This window comes from Streptomyces sp. E11-3 (assembly GCF_046540415.1).
GTDB lineage: Bacteria > Actinomycetota > Actinomycetes > Streptomycetales > Streptomycetaceae > Streptomyces.
The window spans coordinates 1029199-1045915 of sequence record NZ_JAZGRL010000002.1; the positions used below are offsets into that span (position 1 = coordinate 1029199).

The following is a 16717-nucleotide window of genomic DNA, read 5'->3' on the forward strand; positions in this document are numbered from 1 at the left end:
CCTTCGGCGTTGCCGCGACCGACTCGCGGAACCGGGACCGCGACTGACTCGCGGAACCGGGATTACTTGCGCATGACCTCGGGCTCGTGGCGGCGCAGCAGCCGGGCCACGACGAAGGCCAGGATGACGCCCATGCCGAGGAGCACTCCGACGTTGGTGAACCACTGCGCGGCCGTGGCGTCCCACAGCGGGTCGACGTTGGTCGGGTTCTTCGGGTCCCACGGCGGCATCACCGTCTGCAGCTGCAGGGTGCCCGCGGCCGCCGCGATGGCCCAGCGGGACGGCATCAGCCAGGCGACCTGCTCGACGCCGATGGAGTCGTAGATCTGGAAGAGCACGCCGGTGAACACGACCTGGACGATCGCGAACATCACCAGCAGCGGCATGGTCTTCTCGGCGGTCTTCACCAGCGAGGAGATGATCAGGCCGAACATCATCGAGGTGAAGCCCAGGCTGCTGATCACCATGCAGAGCTCGACCGCCGGGAGGCTGGTGAGCACGATGCCCTCTTCGGGCATGTCCCGGCCGGCGAAGCCGATGACGGAGATGATGGCGCCCTGCAGCGCGGTGATCACGCCGAGGACGATGACCTTGGACATCAGGTACGCGGAACGGGACAGGCCGGTGGCGCGTTCCCGCTCGTAGATGACCCGTTCCTTGATCAGCTCACGGACCGAGTTGGCCGCGCCCGCGAAGCACATGCCGACGGCGAGGATCAGCATGATCGTGCCGGCGTTGCTGTTGAACTGGCCGGGCGGTGGCGGCTTGAGGTCGAAGTCGGTCGGAATGACGACACTGACCGCGCCGAGTACGGCGGGCAGGATCACCATCAGGGCCAGGAAGCCCCGGTCCGACGCGATCACCGAGGAGTAGCGCCTGATCAGCGTGAACAGCTGGGAGCCCCAGCCCTGTGGCTTGGGCGGGTTCATCTGCTGCTGCGGCATCTGCACCGGCTGCGCGGCGACGGCGTCGATGTCGGCGGCGTACATCTGGTAGTGCTGCGAGCCCTTCCAGCGGCCCGCCCAGTCGTAGTCGCGGTAGTTCTCGAAGGCCGAGAAGACATCGGCCCAGGTGGTGTAGCCGAAGAAGTTCAGGGCCTCCTCGGGCGGGCCGAAGTAGGCGACCGCGCCACCGGGTGCCATGACCAGGAGCTTGTCGCAGAGCGCCAGCTCGGCCACGGAGTGGGTGACCACCAGGACGGTGCGACCGTCGTCGGCGAGGCCGCGCAGCAGCTGCATGACGTCGCGGTCCATGCCCGGGTCGAGTCCCGAGGTCGGCTCGTCCAGGAAGATCAGCGAGGGCTTGGTCAGCAGCTCCAGTGCGACGGAGACGCGCTTGCGCTGGCCACCGGAGAGGGAGGTGACCTTCTTCTCCTTGTGGATGTCCAGCTTGAGCTCGCGCAGCACCTCGTCGATCCGGGCGTCGCGCTCGGCGTCGGCGGTGTCACCGGGGAAGCGGAGCTTGGCCGCGTACTTGAGGGCCTTCTTGACGGTCAGTTCCTTGTGCAGGATGTCGTCCTGCGGGACCAGACCGATGCGCTGACGCAGCTCGGCGAACTGCTTGTAGAGGCTGCGGTTGTCGTAGAGGACGTCGCCCTGGTCGGCGGGCCGGTAGCCGGTGAGCGCCTTGAGCAGGGTCGACTTTCCGGAGCCCGAGGGGCCGATGACGCCGATCAGCGACTTCTCCGGGACGCCGAAGGAGACGTCCTTGAGGATCTGCTTGCCGCCGTCGACGGTGACCGTGAGGTGGCGGGCCGAGAACGAGACCTCGCCGGTGTCGACGAACTCCTCGAGCTGGTTGTCGACCAGGCGGAAGGTCGAGTGGCCGACGCCGACGATGTCGTTCGGACCGATGAGGACCGTACTGGACTTGGCGATCGGCACACCGTTGACGTACGTGCCGTTGTGCGAGCCGAGGTCGTGGATCTGGAACTGACCGTCGGGCGTGGCGTGGAACTCGGCGTGGTGACGCGAGACCTGGAGGTCGGAGACGACCAGGTCGTTCTCCAGCGCACGACCGATCCGCATGACGCGGCCGAGTGCCAGCTGGTGGAACGTCGTGGGGCTGCGGTCGCCGTAGACCGGCGGGGCCCCCGCGGCGCCGCCGGCACCCGGCGTCTGCTGCGGCACCTGCTGCTGGGCGGGCTGCTGCCAGCCCTGCTGCTGCGGAACCTGCTGCGGCGCCTGCTGGTGTCCCTGCTGCTGCGCCCAGTCGGCGTGGCCCTGCTGCGGCTGCTGCTGGTGCGGCTGCTGCTGGTGCGGCGCCTGCTGCCCGTACTGCTGAGCCTGGTGCGGCTGCTGGGCCTGGTGCGCGGCCATTCCGGCGGCGGCGTCGGTGAGGTTCACCCGCGGGCCGTCGGTGGCGTTGCCCAGGTGCACGGCCGAGCCGGGGCCGATCTCCATGTGGTGGATCCGCTGGCTCTGCACGAAGGTGCCGTTGGTGCTGCCGTGGTCCTCGATGACCCAGCTTCGGCCGCCCCAGCTGATGGTGGCGTGCCGCCAGGAGACCCGTGCGTCATCGATCACCACATCACCCCCTGGGTCACGCCCGAGGGTGTACGACCTGGACGGGTCGAGCGTCCAGGTCCTGCCATTCAATTCCAGTACGAGTTCCGGCACTCCATGCCCCACTACGCGTTGTCCCCCGAGGTTGCCCCATCACGGGGAGTCTAGGGATGTCGAACATCGTGGGGAACTATTTCAGGGAGAGCCCTCTGTCCGAAAGTCGGGCCTTGCGAAAGGTGCGTGCAGGCCCTGTGCCCCGTGCCGTTGACTGCTGCGAAAACGGCCCGGAGAGTAGTAAGCGCCCATGACTGCATACGGATCATGCGCCAATGGGACATTGCAGCATCTATCGGGGGGTCCTGATGGAGTTGGGCGCGGGCGGCACCACGGCTGGCAGGCGGATGCGGTGGGGGGACCTCGTGCTCTCCACAATCGCCGCGGTGAGCTGGGCACTTATCGGTATGGCGGGGGTCGCGGCGCTCGGTCTGCACCTGCTCGACGCCGATGCGGCGGCGGCTCTGGGGCCGATGACGGCGGCCGTGGTGGTGCTCGGAGCGGGCGGTTCGGTCACCCCGTCCGGGGATGTCTCGGCCTTTGGACTCAAGGGCGCCGAGGCCACGACGGCGATCGAAGTGATGCCGCTGGGCGTGAGCCTCGCGGGAGCGCTGTTGCTGGCCTGGTTCTTCCTACGGTCCTTGCGGGGAGCGGGATTGGTGGTGTCCGGGGCCGAACTCGCCGCGCGTGTGGGGGCGGTGGTGGCCCTCTTCCTGGGGGTGATCGCCGGGCTGGCGTGGGCCGGTCACGACATCATCACGATTGACGCCGGAACGCTCATGGGTGACAAGGTGCCCGGCTCCGGGGCCCTTCCGGACGGCATCGCCGACCGGCTGCCGGACGGCCTGGGCGACATCGGCGGACTGCTGCCCGACCGGATCTCCGACCTGATCGAGGCCGAGGCCGCGGTCGGGTTCACCGTCGACACCCGGGCCTCGCTGCTCGGCGGCGGCCTCTGGGTGCTCGGGGTGCTGCTGATCGCGCTGCTCGCCTCGCGCCGCACTCCGCTGCCGCGTGCCTGGGAGGCCGTGCACCGGGTGCTGCGGCCCGCCGTCTCGGCGCTGGTCGCGGTGCTGCTGGTGGCGGTGGTCGCCGGGCTCGCCGCCGCGGCGTACGCCATGATCGGTGACGACCATCCGCGCAGGGTCGCCGGCGCGGCGCTGCTCGGGGCGCCGAACGGCGTCTGGCTGGCGGTTCCGCTCGGCCTCTTCGTGCCGTGGGACGGCCAGGCCACGGGTGCGCTGGTGAACGTGCTGCCGAGTCCGCTCGACGAGTTGCTGCGCGCCTCGTCCGACGACCCCGTCACGCTGGGGCGGCTGGCCGAGCTGGACGGCCGGGTCTGGCTGCTCGCGGCCGCGGCCGCGCTGATGATGCTGTTCGCCGGGGTGCTCACGGCGGTGCGTACGCCGCTGGGCGGGCAGGGTGCGCCGGGGTTCGCGGGTCGGTGCGCGGTGCGGCTCGGCGGGGTGACGGCGGTGGCGCTGCCACTGCTGGTGTGGCTGACGCGGGTGTCGGCGGACGCCTCGCTGTCGGTGTTCGGGATCGACGCCTTCGACGCGGGTATCGAGCTACGCGGCCAGCTCATGATGGCGCTGCTGCTGGGGGCCGTGTGGGGGGTGGGCGCCGGNCAGCGGCGTTCGGTGCGTGCGATCGGCGTGCGGCGTCGCAGGTCATGAATGGGGTCTCCCCTGCTCGAGCGAAGCCGAGAGCTTGGGGAAGGAGCCACCTGTCCTGTGGCGCCGTGCGGCGAGGGTGCGTGCCGGACGTCGGGGCGCAGACGGGGGTTCAAAGACAGGCTCCCAGCGTCCAGCCGACGGATGCGCCACCGTGGGTGAAAGAACGGTCGGGCGACGGTCCGGCAGGTGGGACGGGTCGTCGCCTCCGGCGCGGGGCCCGATACGGTGGGATCACCATGAGCGCACCGCAGCCCCCAGAAACCGCTGATGTCCCCACCCTTCTCGTCAAGATCTTCGGCAAGGACCGGCCAGGCATCACCGCCGGGCTCTTCGACACCCTCGCCGCCTTCTCCGTCGACGTCGTCGACCTCGAGCAGGTGGTCACCCGCGGCCGGATAGTGCTGTGCGCACTGGTCACCGAGCCAGCCGTCGGCACCGAGGGAGAGCTGCGGTCCACCGTCCACAGCTGGGCCGAGTCACTCCGGATGCAGGCCGAGATCATCTCCGGGATCGGCGACAACCGGCCGCGTGGCATGGGACGTTCGCATGTCACCGTGCTCGGGCATCCGCTGACCGCCGAGTCGACGGCCTCGATCGCCGCGTGCATCACGGCGACCGGGGGCAACATCGACCGGATCTTCCGGCTCGCCAAGTATCCCGTCACGGCCGTCGAGTTCGCCGTCTCCGGCACCGAGACGGAGCCGCTGCGTACCGCGCTCGCCACCGAGGCGGCGGCGCTCGGTGTGGATGTCGCGGTGGTCTCGGCCGGGCTGCACCGGCGTGCGCAGCGCCTGATCGTCATGGATGTCGACTCGACGCTGATCCAGGACGAGGTGATCGAGCTCTTCGCCGCGCACGCCGGGTGCGAGGACGAGGTCGCCGCGGTGACGACGGCCGCGATGCGCGGGGAGCTGGACTTCGAGCAGTCGCTGCACGCGCGCGTGGCGCTGCTCGAGGGGCTGGACGCGTCGGTGGTGGACAAGGTGCGCAGCGAGGTGCGGCTCACGCCCGGCGCCCGCACCTTGATCCGTACGCTGAAACGTCTCGGCTACCAAGTGGGCGTGGTCTCCGGTGGGTTCACCCAGGTGACGGACGACCTCAAGGACCGGCTCGGGCTCGACTTCGCGCACGCCAACACGCTGGAGATCGTCGACGGGAAGCTGACCGGTCGGGTCACCGGGGAGATCGTGGACCGCGCGGGCAAGGCCAGGCTGCTGCGCCGGTTCGCGGCGGAGGCCGGGGTTCCGCTGGCGCAGACCGTGGCGATCGGGGACGGCGCCAACGACCTCGACATGCTCAACGCCGCCGGGCTCGGGATCGCCTTCAACGCCAAGCCCCTGGTGCGCGAGGCCGCGCACACCGCGGTGAACGTCCCCTTCCTGGACACCGTGCTCTATCTGCTGGGCGTCACCCGCGAAGAGGTCGAAGAGGTCGAGGCGGCAGCCGAGCGCTGAGTGCCGGTTCGCGGCCGAGGGCTGGGTGCCGGTTCGCGGCCGAGGGCTGAGTCCCGAACGCTGAGTGCCGTACGCGGCTCAGGGCGGAGTGACGTAGGTGGCTGAGCGCTGAGTGCCGTACGCGGCCGAGGACCCGGTGCCGGGTTCACTCGGCCGCGTACCGGCTGATCCGTCAGGCCTCGCGCGGGGCCCAGTAGTCGAAGAGGGTCGTGACGCCGGGCTCCAGGGCCTTCCAGGAGCCGGTGAACGAGAGCATCGCCAGGGCCGACGTCGGGAAGCCGCGCCGGTTCATCCGGGCCAGCGCGTCACCCTCCGAGTCCCCGACCAGCACCTCGGCCAGGCCCTGCATACCCGGGTTGTGGCCGATGACCAGGATGTCCTCGGTGTCCTCCGGGAGTTCGTTGAGCACCGCGATCAGCTCGCCGGGCGAGGCGTTGTAGAGCCGCTCCTCGTAGACGGTCTTCGGGCGGTGCGGGAGCTCCTGGACGGCCAGCTTCCAGGTCTCGCGGGTCCTGGCCGCGGTCGAGCAGAGGGTCAGATCGAAGTCAATGCCAGTCTCGGCCAGTCTGCGGCCGACGGCGGGGGCGTCCTTGCGGCCGCGCTCGGCGAGCGGCCGCTCGTGGTCGGGGACCTCGGGCCAGTCGGCCTTCGCATGCCGGAGAAGGACGATCCTGCGGGATACGGAGAGTCCGGGGGCTGTCCCCCCGGAAGACGCTGCGACGCTCATGTGCCCCAGCTTCGCATGAAACGGACCAGGGGGCGCAGGGAGTTGACGCGGTCCGCCTGCATGGGTGACGGGTGGCTCACGGCGCCGTGCTCAGCGCCGTCTGGACGCGCTCCAGGAGCTGGCCGAGTACGGGCTCGGCACTCGCGGCGTGGGCGTCGACCGGGTGGAGGACCAGCGTCAGCAGCGCGACGAAGGCGATGGTCGGCAGCACGATGGCCCACCACGGCAGCCTGGCCTCGCCACGGGTCTGTGGGATCGACCGGGGGTGCGTCGGGGCCGACATGTCGCCTCCGCGAGTCTTCGAGTGTGTCGTGTGCCGCGTCTTCGCGGCACATCTCGAACCTACGGAATACGGAGTCGACAACCCATCCGGTGTCCCACCCACTTGACCCTGACCCTGGCCCCCTAGGGGATGGTGGGGCCAGCCCCACCATCGGCGGTGCGGCGCGCGGGATGACGTCGGGTCAGGGTGCGGCGATCGACGCGATCACGCCGATGACGATGGTGATGGCCAGCATCGCGCCGAGCACGATGAGCAGCTTCTTCTGGCCGTTCTGGGGGTTCGGGTCAAGCACAGGCATACGGTCAGTCTCGCACCCTTGGCCCGGCCGGAGCCCTCGGGGTCACGTTGCCCAGCCGGAGCCCTCGGGGTCACCCCTGGCACTCGTCCTCGACCACGCGATTGCGGCCCGCGAAGAACCCGAGCACGATCTGCGTCACCATCAGCCCCGCCATGAACAGCAGCGGCACCTCCCAGCCGCCGTCGTGCTGGTAGAGCACGCCCACGAGCAGCGGCCCCGGGATCGAGATCAGATAGCCGGTGCTCTGCACGAAGGCGGACAGCCGCACCACTCCGGCGCCGGTCCGCGCGCGCATCCCGATCAGGGTGAGGACCAGCGGGAACGTGCACATGGACACGCCGAGCAGGATCGTCCAGACCCAGGCTCCGGCCGCCGGGGCGAGGTAGAGCCCCGCGAAGGAGACCAGGCCGCACAGACCGAGTCCCACGGCCAACGGCGCCTGGTTCGTCAGCCGTGCGGCGACGTTCGGCAGGATGAAGGACAGCGGGATCCCGAGGCCCATCGTGACGGCGAGCAGCACTCCGGCCGTGCTCGCGGGCACACCGGCGTCGCGGTAGATCTGCGGCAGCCAGCCCATCACGATGTACGCGGAGGTCGCCTGGAGGCCGAAGAACACCGCGAGCGCCCAGGCGGTCCTGCTGCGGGTGATGCGGATGGCGCCGGCCGGGTCCTGGGCCGCGGCGGCCGCCTTGGCGCGGGCCGCGCTCCGGTCCCGTACCAGCGGGATCCAGGCCAGGGCGGCGATCACGGCGAGCACCGCCCAGAGCGCGAGGCCCGGCCGCCAGGAGCCGCCCAGCGCCCGGGTCACGGGGACCGTGGCGGCGGCCGCGCCGGCGGTGCCGACCGCGAGGGCCATCGAGTACAGACCGGTCATCGGGCCGATCCGGTCGGGGAACCAGCGCTTGATGACCACGGGCAGCAGGACGTTGCTGACGGCGATGCCCATCAGGGCCACCGCGCTGGCGGCGAGGAACCCGGCCGCGGCGCCCAGGAACGGGCGGACCAGCAGGCCGGTGGCGATGGCGACCATTCCGGCGCAGATCACGGCGGCCGGACCCCAGCGGCGGGCCAGCCGCGGCGCCGTCACGCCGAAGATCGCGAAGCACAGCGGCGGTACGGAGGTGAGCAGCCCCGCGGTGCTGCCGCTCATGCCGAGGCCGGTCCTGACGTCGGCGAGGAGTGCGCCGAGGCTGGTGATGGCGGGACGCAGGTTGAGGGCGGCGAGCACGATGCCGACCATGACCAGCCGGATCAGCCACGGCGACGGGGCGGGCGCCGCGAGTGACATCCCGCCGGGCGGCTCGCTGCCCGCATCTCCGCCCGTCTCGCTACCCGTCTCACCGCTGCCGGGCGGCCGCGGGGTGATCGTCGACTGGGTTTCCTCGCGTATCGCCATGAGGGTCATCATAGAATCATGGGATGATTGGTTGTCCACCTGGTTCTACCGAAGGAACCCCATGCCGCTGACGTCTCCCCGACGCTCCGCCCTCGCCGACCAGGTCATCGCGGAGCTGCGGAACCAGATCGCCTCGGGCGAGTGGCCCGTCGGCTCGCGCATCCCGACCGAACCCGAGCTCGTCGAGCAGCTCGGGGTGGCTCGCAACACCGTCCGTGAGGCCGTGCGCGCCCTCGCGCACAACGGCCTGCTCGACATCCGGCAGGGCTCCGGCACCTTCGTGGTGGCGACCAGTGAGCTGGCCGGGGTGATGCACCGCCGGTTCGCCGACGCCGACCCGGCCCATATCGCCGAGCTGCGCTCGACGCTGGAGTCCACCGCGGCGAAGCTGGCCGCCGAGCGCCGCACCGAGCGCGATCTGAAGCAGCTCGACACGCTGCTTGAGCGTCGCGAGGCGGCCTGGTCAGCGGGCGACCGGGAGGTATTCGTCGACGCCGACTCGACCTTCCACCTCGCCGTGGTGGCCGCGAGCCACAACGACGTACTGACCGCGCTCTACGCCGACCTGGGCGATGTGCTGCGCGCCTGGCTGCGCGACGACGTGGGCGATGAGCTGCGCCCCGAGAACCACATGGACCACGCGCGCCTGGTGGCCGCGATCCGCGCGGGGGACGCCGACGCGGCTGCCACGGAGGCGGCCGGGTACCCGTTCCTGTGCCGCCCCGAGCTCTTCGACGGCGGCCGGGACTGACCTCGCACGCCCTCGCGTCCGTCAGCGGGCGTGGCTGACCCAGACCGCGTCGATCTCCTTCCAGCAGCGCCCGGTGAGACGTACGGTCATCGTCGGTTCCACCGCGACCGGCGGCCCGTCGGTGTCGATGTCCCACCAGCGCGCGCACTCGATGTGCAGCCGGACCCGGTCGGTCTCCGGGTAGGGGTTGTGGCAGTACGCGACCGCGTCGGAGCCCTCGATCTCGGTCCTGCAGGTCGCACCGAACGGCTGGGGCGTCACGCGCGCGTGGCGCTCGGCGGCTTCGCTGGGCGGCTGGGACACGGCGTCGGACGGCAGGACGAGCAGCAGGGCGAGACCGCAGAATGCCGCGGACCAGGCGCGTACCGGGGAGATGGAGCGTGTTCTGCGCACAAGCGGTACCTCCTCGGCCGTACTGCGGCAAGGCGGTGAACGCCGCCGCGGCGCAGGCGGGGGTTCAGAAACAGGCTCTCGGGGGGAGCTCCGCTTTCAGCATGGGCGGTACGCGGCCGGGCCGCCCAGCCAAGGGGCCAAACGGGTGATGCCCCGCTCCCCGCGCACTGCGGGAAACGGGGCATCGACGCCGTACGTCTACAAGGCCTCAGGCACCGATCGCGTGCAGACCGCCGTCGACGTGGATGATCTCGCCGGTGGTCTTCGGGAACCAGTCCGAGAGCAGGGCGACCACACCGCGGCCGGCCGGCTCGGGGTCGGCCAGGTTCCACTCGAGCGGCGCGCGCTCGTCCCAGACCGCGGCCAGCTCCGAGAAGCCCGGGATGGACTTGGCGGCCATCGAGCCGAGCGGACCGGCCGAGATCAGGTTGCAGCGGACGTTCTGCTTGCCCAGGTCACGGGCCAGGTACCGGGAGGTGGCCTCCAGGGCGGCCTTGGTCGGGCCCATCCAGTCGTACTGCGGCCACGCGAACTGCGCGTCGAAGGTCAGACCGACCACCGAGCCGCCCTCGTCGGACATCAGGGGCAGGCAGGCCATCGTCAGCGACTTCAGCGAGAACGCCGAGACGTGCATCGCCGTGGCGACCGACTCGAAGGGCGTGTTCAGGAAGTTGCCGCCGAGCGCGTCCTGCGGGGCGAAACCGATGGAGTGGACGACACCGTCCAGGCCGCCGAGCTCCTCGCGCACCACGCCCTCAAGCCTGGCCAGGTGCTCGTCGTTGCTGACGTCCAGCTCGACGACCTTGGTGGGCTTGGGGAGCTTCTTGGCGATGCGCTCGGTCAGCGTGGGCCGCGGGAAGGCGGTCAGGATGATCTCCGCGCCCTGCTCCTGCGCCAGCTTGGCGGTGTGGAAGGCGATGGACGACTCCATCAGCACACCCGTGATGAGGATGCGCTTGCCGTCGAGGATTCCGCTCATGAGATCAGTGACCCATGCCCAATCCGCCGTCAACCGGGATGACGGCTCCAGTGATGTACGAGGCGTCGTCGGACGCGAGGAAGCGCACCGTGGCGGCGATCTCCTCGGGCCGCGCGTAGCGGCCCAGGGGCACCTGGGCGACGATGCCCGCACGCTGCTCGTCGGTGAGCACCTGCGTCATGTCGGTGTCCACGAAGCCGGGCGCGACGACGTTGAAGGTGAGGTTGCGCGAGCCGAGCTCCCGGGCCAGCGAACGCGCGAAGCCGACCAGACCGGCCTTGGACGCGGCGTAGTTCGCCTGACCGGCCGAGCCGAGCAGACCCACCACCGACGAGATCAGGACGACGCGGCCCTTGCGGGCGCGCAGCATGCCGCGGTTGGCGCGCTTGACCACCCGGAAGGTGCCGGTGAGGTTGGTGTCGAGGACGGAGGTGAAGTCGTCCTCGGTCATCCGCATCAGGAGCTGGTCCTTGGTGACGCCGGCGTTGGCCACCAGCACCTCGACCGGGCCGTGCTTCTCCTCGATCTCCTTGTAGGCCTGCTCCACCTGCTCGGCGTCGGTGATGTCGCACCTGACACCGAGGAAGCCCGCCGGCGGTTCGCCTGAGCGGTATGTGATCGCGACCTTGTCACCTGCGTCGGCGAAGGCCTGGGCGATGGCTAGGCCGATGCCCCGGTTGCCTCCGGTGACGAGAACCGAGCGGCTCAACGGATCACCCTTTCGATAGCGGTCTGGTGCGCTTCAAACTATCGGTACCGTCCGGGATACGGAGAATCGCCCACCGACAGTGGCTCAGGACAGTCCCTGTCGGATCCCTACAGAAAGGGAGGCATCCGTGCCTCATTCCATCGACGAAGCGTTTCTGGCGCTGCCGCTACGGGCGCTGGCCGACGCGGCGCTCGCCAGGGCCCGTGCCCTGGGCGCCGACCACGCGGACTTCCGCTTCGAGCGGGTACGCAGCGCGGCCTGGCGGCTGCGTGACGCCAGGCCGGCGGGGTCGTCGGACACCACCGATCTGGGCTATGCCGTGCGGGTGGTGCACGGCGGTAGTTGGGGGTTCGCTTCTGGCGTGGATCTGACGATGGACGCGGCCGCGCGCGTGGCGAGCCAGGCGGTCGAGATGGCGAAGCTGTCGGCTCGGGTCATCGCGGCGGCCGGTTCCGACGAGCGGGTGGAACTGGTCGGCGAGCCGGTGCACGCGGACCGTACGTGGATCTCCTCGTACGAGATCGACCCCTTCGGCGTACCGGACGAGGACAAGACCGGACTGCTGGCCGAGTGGAGTGCGCGGCTGCTGGCCGCCGAGGGCGTCGCGCATGCCGACGCCACCCTGCTGACCGTCCACGAGAACAAGTTCTATGCGGATACGGCGGGTACGGTCACCACCCAGCAGCGGGTCCGGCTGCATCCGCAGCTGACCGCGGTCGCCGTGGACGGCGAGAGCGGCGAGTTCGACTCGATGCGCACCATCGCGCCGCCGGTCGGGCGGGGCTGGGAGTATCTGACCGGGTCCGTCTGGGACTGGGACGCGGAGCTGGCGCAGCTGCCGGAGCTGCTCGCCGAGAAGATGCGCGCGCCGAGCGTCGAGCCGGGCGCGTACGACCTGGTCGTCGACCCCTCGAACCTCTGGCTGACCATCCACGAGTCGATCGGGCACGCCACCGAGCTGGACCGCGCGCTGGGCTACGAGGCGGCGTACGCGGGGACGTCCTTCGCTACCTTCGACCAGCTCGGGAAGCTCAAGTACGGCTCCGAAATCATGAACGTGACCGGCGACCGCACCGCCGAGCACGGCCTGGCGACCATCGGGTACGACGACGAGGGCGTCGCGGCCCAGTCCTGGGACCTGGTCACCGACGGCACCCTGACCGGCTACCAGCTGGACCGGCGTATCGCGAAGCTCACCGGCTTCGAGCGCTCCAACGGCTGCGCGTACGCCGACTCCCCCGGGCATGTGCCGGTGCAGCGGATGGCGAACGTGTCGCTGCGGCCCGCACCCGACGGGCCGTCCACGGACGAGCTGATCTCCGGGGTCGAGCGCGGCATCTATGTGGTCGGGGACCGCTCCTGGTCGATCGACATGCAGCGTTATAACTTCCAGTTCACCGGGCAACGCTTCTTCAAGATCGAGAACGGGCGGCTCGCCGGCCAGCTGCGCGATGCCGCCTACCAGGCGACGACCACCGACTTCTGGGGTTCGATGGCCGCGATCGGCGGTCCCCAGACGTATGTCCTGGGCGGCGCCTTCAACTGCGGCAAGGCCCAGCCGGGGCAGGTCGCGGCGGTCTCGCACGGCTGCCCGTCGGCGCTCTTCCAGTCGGTCAACATCCTTAACACCTCGCAGGAGGCTGGGCGATGACGTCTCGTAACTCTGGTGCGCGGCATGCGAACAAGCCGCACGACATCGTCGAGCGCGCCCTTGACCTGTCCAAGGCCGACGGCTGTGTCGTCATCGCCGACGAGGAGTCGACGGCCAATCTGCGCTGGGCGGGCAACGCGCTGACCACCAATGGAGTCACTCGCGGGCGCACCCTGACCGTGATCGCCACGGTCGAGGGGAAGCAGGGCACCGCCTCGGGTGTCGTCTCACGCTCGGCGGTCACCGCGGACGAACTGGAGGGCGTGGTCCGCGCCGCGGAGGCCGCCGCCCGTGCCTCGGGACCGGCCGAGGACGCGCAGCCGCTGGTGGAGGGGGTGCCGCAGTCCCCGGGTTTCACGGAGCCGCCCGCCGAGACCTCGTCGGCGGTCTTCGGGGAGTTCGCCCCGGCGCTGGGCGAGGCCTTCGCCCGGGCGCGCGCGGGTGGGCGTGAGTTGTACGGATTCGCCCATCACTCGCTGGTGTCCAGCTATCTCGGTACGTCCACGGGCCTGCGGCTGCGCCATGACCAGCCGACCGGGACGCTGGAGCTGAACGCCAAGTCCCCCGACCGCACCCGCTCGGCGTGGGCGGGCCGCTCCACACGTGACTTCACGGATGTGGACCCGGCCGCGCTCGACGCGGAGCTGGCGACCCGGCTCGGCTGGGCCGAGCGGCGGATCGAGCTGCCCGCGGGGCGGTACGAGACGCTGCTGCCGCCGACCGCGGTGGCCGATCTGCTGATCTACCAGCTGTGGTCGTCGGCGGCCAGGGACGCGGCCGAGGGGCGGACCGTGTTCAGCAAGGCGGGGGGCGGCACCCGCGTGGGCGAGAAGCTGTCCGAGCTGCCGCTCACGCTGCGCAGCGACCCGAACGAGCCCGGCCTCGAGTCGGCGCCGTTCGTCCTCGCGCACGCCTCGGGCGACGACGCGTCGGTCTTCGACAACGGGCTGCCGCTGACCGCGACCGAGTGGATGAGCGAGGGCGCGCTGGCCCATCTGCTGACCACCCGGCACAGCGCCGGCCTGACCGGCCTGCCCGTCGCGCCCGCGATCGACAACCTCATCCTGGACGGCGGCGACGGCCGCTCGCTGGACGAGATGGTGGCCGCGACCGAGCGCGGGCTGCTGCTGACCTGCCTCTGGTACATCCGCGAAGTCGACCCGGCGACGCTGCTGCTGACCGGGCTGACCAGGGACGGGGTCTATCTGGTGGAGAACGGCGAGGTGGTGGGTGAGGTCAACAACTTCCGCTTCAACGAGTCGCCGGTCGACCTGCTGGGGCGGGCGGTAGCGGCCGGGCGGACGGAAAAGACATTGCCCCGTGAATGGAGCGATTGGTTCACTCGGGCGGCGATGCCCGCGCTGCGGGTGCCGGACTTCAATATGAGCTCGGTCAGCCAGGGCGTATGACACCCATAGACTGATCGGGAGCATCTCGCTTCGTCCCATCGCTCAAGAATTCAAAAGTTCAAGCGTTCAAGAGGAGACCTGGAACCGTGACGGACATCGTCGACGAACTGCAGTGGCGTGGGCTGATCGCCCTCTCCACTGACGAGGACGCATTGCGCAAGGCGTTCGCGGACGGTCCCGTCACGTTCTATTGCGGCTTCGACCCGACCGCGCCCAGCCTGCACCTCGGCAACCTGGTCCAGATCCTGACCATGCGCCGGATTCAGCTGGCGGGGAACCGCCCGCTGGGCCTGGTCGGGGGAGCCACCGGCCTGATCGGTGACCCCAAGCCGAACTCGGAGCGGACGCTGAACGCGCCCGAGGTCGTCGCGGGCTGGGTGGAGCGGCTGCGCGGGCAGATCGAGCGGTTCCTCGACTTCGAAGGACCGTACGCCGCGACCATGGTCAACAACCTGGACTGGACGTCGGGCCTGTCAGCCATCGACTTCCTGCGGGACGTCGGCAAGCACTTCCGGGTCAACAAGATGATCGCCAAGGAGGCCGTCGCGCGGCGGCTCAACTCCGACGCGGGCATCAGCTACACCGAGTTCAGCTACCAGATCCTGCAGGGCATGGACTACCTGGAGCTGTTCCGACGGTACGGCTGCGCCCTGCAGACCGGCGGCAGCGACCAGTGGGGCAACCTCACCGCGGGCACCGACCTGATCCACCGGGTCGAGCCCCATGCCGCGGTGCACGCCCTCGCCACGCCGCTGATCACCAAGGCGGACGGCACCAAGTTCGGCAAGACGGAGTCGGGCACGGTCTGGCTCGACGCCGAGCGGACCACTCCGTACGCCTTCTACCAGTTCTGGCTGAACGCCGACGACCGGGATGTCTCGAAGTTCCTGCGGATCTTCAGCTTCAAGTCCCGCGCGGAGATCGAGGAGCTGGAGAAGCTGACCGAGGAGCGGCCGCAGGCGCGGGCCGCGCAGCGGGCGCTCGCCGAGGAGCTGACCACGCTGGTGCACGGCGCCGACGAGTGCGCGGCGGTCATCGCCGCGTCCAAGGCGCTGTTCGGGCAGGGTGACCTGGCCGAGCTGGACGAGGCGACGCTGAGCGCGGCGCTCTCCGAGGTGCCGCACGCCCGGGTCGGCGAGCTCGGCCTGGTCGTCGACCTGCTGGCGGAGGTCGGCCTGGTGGCCAGCAAGTCCGCGGCCCGCCGCACGGTCAAGGAGGGCGGGGCCTACGTGAACAACGTCAAGGTCAGCGGCGAGGACGCGGTGCCGTCCGCCGCGGACCTGCTGCACGGGCGCTGGCTGGTGCTGCGCCGGGGCAAGAAGAACCTCGCGGCGATCGAGGTCGTCGCGGACTGACCGCATCGGCACCAGCGAAGGTGAAGGGGCCGGAGGTGAAGGGGCTGTCCGTCACGGACGGCCCCTTCACCTGCGTCTGCCTCAGGTCGTCTGTGTCCCCTTGACCATCTTGTAGAGGTAGTCCCCGGCGAAGACAAGGACCACGGCGACCACAAGCTGTAGCGCGTGCCGACCCCAGTCGACCCCTCTCGTCTCGTCGATGCCGAAGCCCGCGGCCATCGAGTTGCCGACGATTGCGCCGATCATGCCGAGCACTGTGGTCATCCACAGCGGCAGGTGCTGCTTGCCGGGGAGGATCGCCTTGGCGATCAGTCCCAGCACAAGTCCCACGATGATGGCCCACAACCAGCCCACGGCTGCCTCCTCGTACCGCTCGGGTGAGCACTTAGGGCCAGTCTCGGTCCACCGGACGTACGGCGCATGTCGGGCGGTGCGCTACGCGGTACGGCCCACCGGGCGCGCCCGGCCGAACCGCGACCCGCTCTCGAATGCGGCGCAGCCGCGGCGTACGGTGGACAGCGTCCGGATCGGGGAGCGTCCGGCAGTCGGCAGGGCGGTGGAACGTGATGCGGAAGCGGCGTGGCGATGAGGTCTTCCGGATCACGGGAGCACGGCAGGGCCTCGCGGACGATATACGGGGCAGGCAGCGCCGCTATGTGATCTCGATGTCGATCCGTACGGCCTCGGTGATCCTCGCGGGCGTCCTGTGGAACGTCGAACGCCATGTGGCCATTGTCGCCCTGGTGCTCGGCGTGCTTCTCCCCTATATCGCCGTGGTGGTCGCCAACGCGGGCCGGGAGAACGCCCCTTCGCTGCCGTCCACCTTCGTCCCGGCGCCGGGACGCCCGATGCTGGCGGCGCCGGTCTCCGAGCACCGTGCGGAATCCCCAGCGGAATCCGCCGCCGGGACCCCGAACGATCAGTCAAGGGACCAGAGCTGACCTGCGCCGGTCTGCAAAGCTCAAGAAAAGCTCAGATCAATCATGTAGTTCCGGTGCACCGCACGGGGTCGCGCGTGACATACTTCGTACGCGCTCCGCATCCCCCGTCGGAGCGACAGACCGACGCCGGGCAGCTC

The 16717-nt window shown here is 70.2% G+C and carries 16 protein-coding genes; 7 read left to right on the forward strand and 9 right to left on the reverse strand.

Annotated elements, in window-relative coordinates:
• Positions 1-62: 62 nt before the first annotated feature.
• Entirely contained in the window at positions 63-2630 is a 2568-nt protein-coding gene (locus U9R90_RS23565) for an FHA domain-containing protein (protein WP_411058641.1), read from the reverse strand.
• A 314-nt stretch (positions 2631-2944) separates the two neighbouring features.
• On the opposite strand from U9R90_RS23565, the gene U9R90_RS23570 reads away from it, so the two are divergent.
• Positions 2945-4234, forward strand: a complete 1290-nt coding sequence (locus tag U9R90_RS23570; RefSeq protein WP_411058642.1) for a streptophobe family protein — start codon at positions 2945-2947, stop codon at positions 4232-4234.
• A gap of 236 nt (positions 4235-4470) precedes the next feature.
• Positions 4471-5688, forward strand: a complete 1218-nt coding sequence (gene serB, locus U9R90_RS23575) for a phosphoserine phosphatase SerB (RefSeq protein ID WP_411058643.1) — start codon at positions 4471-4473, stop codon at positions 5686-5688.
• Between the two features lie 172 nt (positions 5689-5860).
• Here serB and U9R90_RS23580 read toward each other — a convergent pair whose 3' ends face one another.
• The 4 genes from U9R90_RS23580 to U9R90_RS23595 form a co-directional block, all read right to left on the reverse strand.
• The gene (locus tag U9R90_RS23580) at positions 5861-6415 is read right to left on the reverse strand and encodes a SixA phosphatase family protein (RefSeq protein ID WP_411058644.1); all 555 of its coding nucleotides are present in this window, start codon (positions 6413-6415) and stop codon (positions 5861-5863) included.
• A 76-nt stretch (positions 6416-6491) separates the two neighbouring features.
• A complete protein-coding gene (locus tag U9R90_RS23585; RefSeq protein ID WP_411058645.1) occupies positions 6492-6698 on the reverse strand; it encodes a hypothetical protein in 207 nt (68 codons plus the stop codon).
• Between the two features lie 181 nt (positions 6699-6879).
• Entirely contained in the window at positions 6880-6996 is a 117-nt protein-coding gene (locus U9R90_RS23590; RefSeq protein ID WP_411058646.1) for an SGM_5486 family transporter-associated protein, read from the reverse strand.
• 70 nt (positions 6997-7066) lie between these two features.
• Positions 7067-8284, reverse strand: coding sequence for a CynX/NimT family MFS transporter (locus tag U9R90_RS23595; RefSeq protein ID WP_411059785.1), 1218 nt, complete (start codon positions 8282-8284; stop codon positions 7067-7069).
• A gap of 169 nt (positions 8285-8453) precedes the next feature.
• Between U9R90_RS23595 and U9R90_RS23600 the strand changes: the two genes are divergently transcribed.
• Positions 8454-9143 carry a FadR/GntR family transcriptional regulator gene (locus tag U9R90_RS23600; RefSeq protein ID WP_411058647.1) on the forward strand — a complete coding sequence of 230 codons (690 nt, stop codon included), beginning with the start codon at positions 8454-8456 and terminating at the stop codon, positions 9141-9143.
• Positions 9144-9164: 21 nt separating this feature from the next.
• Here U9R90_RS23600 and U9R90_RS23605 read toward each other — a convergent pair whose 3' ends face one another.
• The 3 genes from U9R90_RS23605 to fabG form a co-directional block, all read right to left on the reverse strand.
• Positions 9165-9536 (reverse strand): hypothetical protein, encoded by a 372-nt coding sequence (locus U9R90_RS23605; RefSeq protein WP_411058648.1) that lies wholly within the window; start codon positions 9534-9536, stop codon positions 9165-9167.
• A 208-nt stretch (positions 9537-9744) separates the two neighbouring features.
• A complete protein-coding gene (gene fabI, locus U9R90_RS23610; RefSeq protein ID WP_411058649.1) occupies positions 9745-10515 on the reverse strand; it encodes an enoyl-ACP reductase FabI in 771 nt (256 codons plus the stop codon).
• A gap of 4 nt (positions 10516-10519) precedes the next feature.
• Complete coding sequence (gene fabG, locus U9R90_RS23615; protein WP_411058650.1) at positions 10520-11224, reverse strand: 3-oxoacyl-[acyl-carrier-protein] reductase; 705 nt, start codon at positions 11222-11224, stop codon at positions 10520-10522.
• A gap of 127 nt (positions 11225-11351) precedes the next feature.
• Between fabG and U9R90_RS23620 the strand changes: the two genes are divergently transcribed.
• From U9R90_RS23620 to tyrS, 3 genes are all read left to right on the forward strand, one after another.
• Positions 11352-12875 carry a TldD/PmbA family protein gene (locus tag U9R90_RS23620; RefSeq protein ID WP_411058651.1) on the forward strand — a complete coding sequence of 508 codons (1524 nt, stop codon included), beginning with the start codon at positions 11352-11354 and terminating at the stop codon, positions 12873-12875.
• Entirely contained in the window at positions 12872-14284 is a 1413-nt protein-coding gene (locus U9R90_RS23625; RefSeq protein WP_411058652.1) for a metallopeptidase TldD-related protein, read from the forward strand. The genes U9R90_RS23620 and U9R90_RS23625 overlap by 4 nt, the downstream gene beginning before the upstream one ends.
• An 86-nt stretch (positions 14285-14370) precedes the next feature.
• Positions 14371-15639: a tyrosine--tRNA ligase gene (gene tyrS, locus U9R90_RS23630; RefSeq protein ID WP_411058653.1), complete on the forward strand. Its 1269-nt coding sequence runs from the start codon at positions 14371-14373 to the stop codon at positions 15637-15639.
• An 81-nt stretch (positions 15640-15720) separates the two neighbouring features.
• Here the strand turns inward: tyrS and U9R90_RS23635 are convergent, their stop codons facing one another.
• Positions 15721-15993 carry a GlsB/YeaQ/YmgE family stress response membrane protein gene (locus U9R90_RS23635; RefSeq protein WP_411058654.1) on the reverse strand — a complete coding sequence of 91 codons (273 nt, stop codon included), beginning with the start codon at positions 15991-15993 and terminating at the stop codon, positions 15721-15723.
• Between the two features lie 212 nt (positions 15994-16205).
• Between U9R90_RS23635 and U9R90_RS23640 the strand changes: the two genes are divergently transcribed.
• On the forward strand, positions 16206-16580 hold the full coding sequence (locus U9R90_RS23640) for a DUF3099 domain-containing protein (protein WP_411058655.1): 375 nt from the start codon (positions 16206-16208) through the stop codon (positions 16578-16580).
• The last annotated feature ends 137 nt before the right edge of the window (positions 16581-16717 follow it).

Excerpts from the sequence above, each read along its gene's own strand:
- U9R90_RS23595 (WP_411059785.1), bottom strand. The coding sequence starts at position 8,284 with ATGTCACTCGCGGCGCCCGCCCCGTCGCCGTGGCTGATCCGGCTGGTC.
- U9R90_RS23640 (WP_411058655.1), top strand. The coding sequence starts at position 16,206 with ATGCGGAAGCGGCGTGGCGATGAGGTCTTCCGGATCACGGGAGCACGG.
- U9R90_RS23625 (WP_411058652.1), top strand. The coding sequence starts at position 12,872 with ATGACGTCTCGTAACTCTGGTGCGCGGCATGCGAACAAGCCGCACGAC.
- U9R90_RS23580 (WP_411058644.1), bottom strand. The coding sequence starts at position 6,415 with ATGAGCGTCGCAGCGTCTTCCGGGGGGACAGCCCCCGGACTCTCCGTA.
- U9R90_RS23600 (WP_411058647.1), top strand. The coding sequence starts at position 8,454 with ATGCCGCTGACGTCTCCCCGACGCTCCGCCCTCGCCGACCAGGTCATC.
- serB (WP_411058643.1), top strand. The coding sequence starts at position 4,471 with ATGAGCGCACCGCAGCCCCCAGAAACCGCTGATGTCCCCACCCTTCTC.
- U9R90_RS23590 (WP_411058646.1), bottom strand. The coding sequence starts at position 6,996 with ATGCCTGTGCTTGACCCGAACCCCCAGAACGGCCAGAAGAAGCTGCTC.
- U9R90_RS23585 (WP_411058645.1), bottom strand. The coding sequence starts at position 6,698 with ATGTCGGCCCCGACGCACCCCCGGTCGATCCCACAGACCCGTGGCGAG.
- fabI (WP_411058649.1), bottom strand. The coding sequence starts at position 10,515 with ATGAGCGGAATCCTCGACGGCAAGCGCATCCTCATCACGGGTGTGCTG.